Genomic DNA, 2,840 nt, shown 5'->3' with positions numbered 1-2,840 from the left:
GGCCCCGGCCCCGCCGGCGTCCTCGTCGATGAGCAGGGCCGCGGCGCCGGTCTCGGCGACCCTGCCCCACACGGCGGTGCCGGGGCCGGTGTCACCCGCGCTCCAGGCGCGGATGACCGACGGCATGTCGGACCGTGTCAGCAGCGAGTCGATGCTCGCCGCGAAGTCGGTGATCTCGGGGTCGAGTGCGAATCTCATGGTGCTCCGTGTCCCGTCAGCCGCGCGGAAGGCCGAGGAGGCGCTCGGCGATGATGTTCTTCTGTACCTCGTTGGTGCCGGCGTAGATCGGCCCGGCGAGGGCGAACAGGTATCCGTCCATCCACTGCTCCCCGGCGAGTTCGCCGGCCGTGCCGAGCAGGTCCAGGGCGGTCTCGTGGGTGGCGATGTCCCAGTCCGACCAGAAGACCTTGTTGATCGAGGACTCGAAGCCCAGGTTGGCGCCGCCGGTGAGCGTGGTGACCGTGTTCCAGGTGCTCAGCTCGTAGGCGCGCGAGCCGATCCACGCGTCGACCACCCGGTCGGCGAGGGCGCCGCGGGTGCGGTCGTCGAGGTCCGCCCGGTGGGAGCCCCACAGCTCGAGCAGTCGGTCGGTGGTGGCGAGAAACCGGCCGGGCGAGCGCAGGGAGAGGCCGCGCTCGTTGTTGGCGGTGGACATCGCCACCTTCCAGCCCTGGTTGACCTCCCCGATCACGCCGGAGGAGGCGGGGTCGGCGGGATCATCCGCGACGAAGACGTCCTCGAGGAACAGCTCCGCGAAGCCGGGCAGGCCGTCGAGCTGGTCGATCGGACGCACGGTGACGCCCTCGGCCCGCAGGTCGAACATGAAGTAGGTCAGGCCCTTGTGGCGGGGCTCGTCCGGGTCGGTGCGGAACAACCCGAAACCCTTGTCGGCGAACGAGGCGCGGGTGGACCACACCTTCTGGCCGCTGAGCACCCAGCCGCCGTCCACACGCGTAGCCGTCGAGCGCAGCGAGGCCAGGTCGGACCCCGCCTCCGGCTCGGACCAGGCCTGCGCCCAGATGTCGTCGGCGCGGGCCATGCGCGGCATGATGTGCGCCAACTGCTCGGGGGTCGCGTGATCGAACAGGGTCGGTGCGAGCAGGAAGATGCCGTTCTGGCTCACCCGCAGGGGTGCGCCCGCGCGGAAGTACTCCTCCTCGAAGACCACCCAGTTGACCAGTCCGCAGTCGCGGCCGCCGAACTCCTCGGGCCACGACACGACCGACATGCGGGCGTCGGCCATCTTTCGCTCCCACTCGCGGTGGGCCTCGAAGCCCTCGCGGGTGTCCATGTGTGGGAGCGGCTCGGACGGCACGTTCGCGGCGAGCCAGTCGCGCACCTCGAGGCGGAACTCCCGTGTCGAGGCGTCCAGATCCAGATCCACGGCGTCAGCCCTTCTGCTCGCCGGTCGGGGCGGGGCCGCCGGTCGAGCCCGTGTTGGCGCTGTCGCGCATCGAGCGCGCGTCCATCCCGCCGAGGGAGGCGGAGAACGAGTCGGTGTCGTCGGGCTCCGCGTTGGCCGAGTGGGCGAACATGTGCCAGCCGAACGCCGTGTCCAGCGAGGTCTGCAGGCCCATCTGGTCCTCGTTCGAATTGATGACCTTCTTGGCCAGGGTCAGGCCGAAGGCGGGCATCGCGGCGATCTCACCGGCGATCTCGTCGACCTTCGCCTGCAGCTCCTCGCGCGGCACGACGTGGTTGAGCATGCCCCAGTCCAGCGCCTCGGCCGCACCGAATCTGCGACCGGTGTAGAGGATCTCCTTGGCACGGCGGGGGCCCAGGACGAAGGCGTGGGCGAAGTACTCGACACCGGGGATCCCCATCTTGACCACCGGGTCGGAGAAGAACGCGTCGTCGGAGGCCACGATGAAGTCGCAGATCCACGCCAGCATCAGGCCGCCGGCGATGCACGCGCCGTGCACCTGGGCGATCATCGGCTTGGGGATCTCGCGCCAGCGGCGACACATCTGGACGTAGACCTCGGTCTCGCGGGCCAGCCGCCGGTCGCCGCCGCCGCGGGTGGTGTGGTCCCACCAGATCGAGGCGCGGTTGGGGTACTCCACGTGGTGGTCGCGCTCGGTGGTGCCGATGTCGTGGCCGGCCGAGAAGTGCTTGCCGTTGGCCCGCAGGACGATCACCTTGACCGTGTCGTCCTCCACGGCCCTGATGAAGGCGTTGTCCAGCGAGTACGTCATCACCGAGTTCTGCGCGTTGCGGAAGTCCGGTCGGTTGAGGGTGACGTACGCGGTGCCGTCGGTGACCTCGTAGGCGACGGGCTGGGTGTCCGGCCCGAGGTCGTCGACCCCGAGGACCGGGGGGATCGGTGCGTCGGTCATGAGCTGGGGATCTCCTTACCTAGCAAGTGCTTGGTTGGTACTGTACCGGACCCGCTCGCCGGATCGGATTCATACGCCGTCACCACCGTCGTCCAGACGCCGTCGCCTCCGCCGTTCAGACGCCGTAACCACCGTCGACGTCGAGTTTCTGGCCGGAGATGAAGCCCGCCCGGTCGGAGGCGAGGAACGCCACGGCCTCGGCGACGTCCACCGCGGTCCCGAACCGTCGCAGCGGGATGTTGCGGCGGGTGACCTCGAGTGCGCGGTCGTCGAGGTCGCCGGAGGAGATGAGCCTCTCGGCCATCCCGTCGGTGAGCATCCCCGGGCCCACGCAGTTCACACGGACCCCGAACCGGCCCTCCTCCGCCGCCAGGCCCCGCACCAGCTGCTCGACCGCGCCCTTGGGGACCGCGGACAGGCCGTCCCGGACCGGGTAGCGGGTGGTGGCGGCGGTGGTGACGACGACGACGGTGCCGCCCACCGCGCGCACATGCGGCAGCGCCG

General features: G+C 70.3%; 3 protein-coding genes and 1 pseudogene. All 4 read right to left on the bottom strand.

Translation table 11 applies throughout. From position 1 onward, the window contains the following. Positions 1-198 (bottom strand): annotated as a pseudogene (locus tag G6021_RS04450) (acyl-CoA dehydrogenase); the annotation flags it as partial. 16 nt (positions 199-214) lie between these two features. Then, the gene (locus G6021_RS04445) at positions 215-1,384 is read right to left on the bottom strand and encodes an acyl-CoA dehydrogenase family protein (RefSeq protein WP_182640745.1); all 1,170 of its coding nucleotides are present in this window, start codon (positions 1,382-1,384) and stop codon (positions 215-217) included. A 4-nt stretch (positions 1,385-1,388) separates the two neighbouring features. Beyond that, positions 1,389-2,336, bottom strand: coding sequence for an enoyl-CoA hydratase (locus G6021_RS04440; protein ID WP_182610694.1), 948 nt, complete (start codon positions 2,334-2,336; stop codon positions 1,389-1,391). Between the two features lie 115 nt (positions 2,337-2,451). Continuing rightward, the coding region (locus G6021_RS04435; protein ID WP_182640744.1) for an SDR family oxidoreductase at positions 2,452-2,840 on the bottom strand (389 nt) is incomplete at its 5' end.

Origin of the sequence: Dietzia sp. CW19 (assembly GCF_014145265.1) — a bacterium.
GTDB classification, from domain to species: domain Bacteria; phylum Actinomycetota; class Actinomycetes; order Mycobacteriales; family Mycobacteriaceae; genus Dietzia; species Dietzia natronolimnaea.
Note: the sequence above shows the minus strand (reverse complement) of the source record. Positions and strands in the feature narration are given on the sequence as shown.

What these genes read in the sequence shown, in the direction of transcription:
- G6021_RS04440 (WP_182610694.1), bottom strand. Translation starts at nt 2,336, where the DNA reads ATGACCGACGCACCGATCCCCCCGGTCCTCGGGGTCGACGACCTCGGG.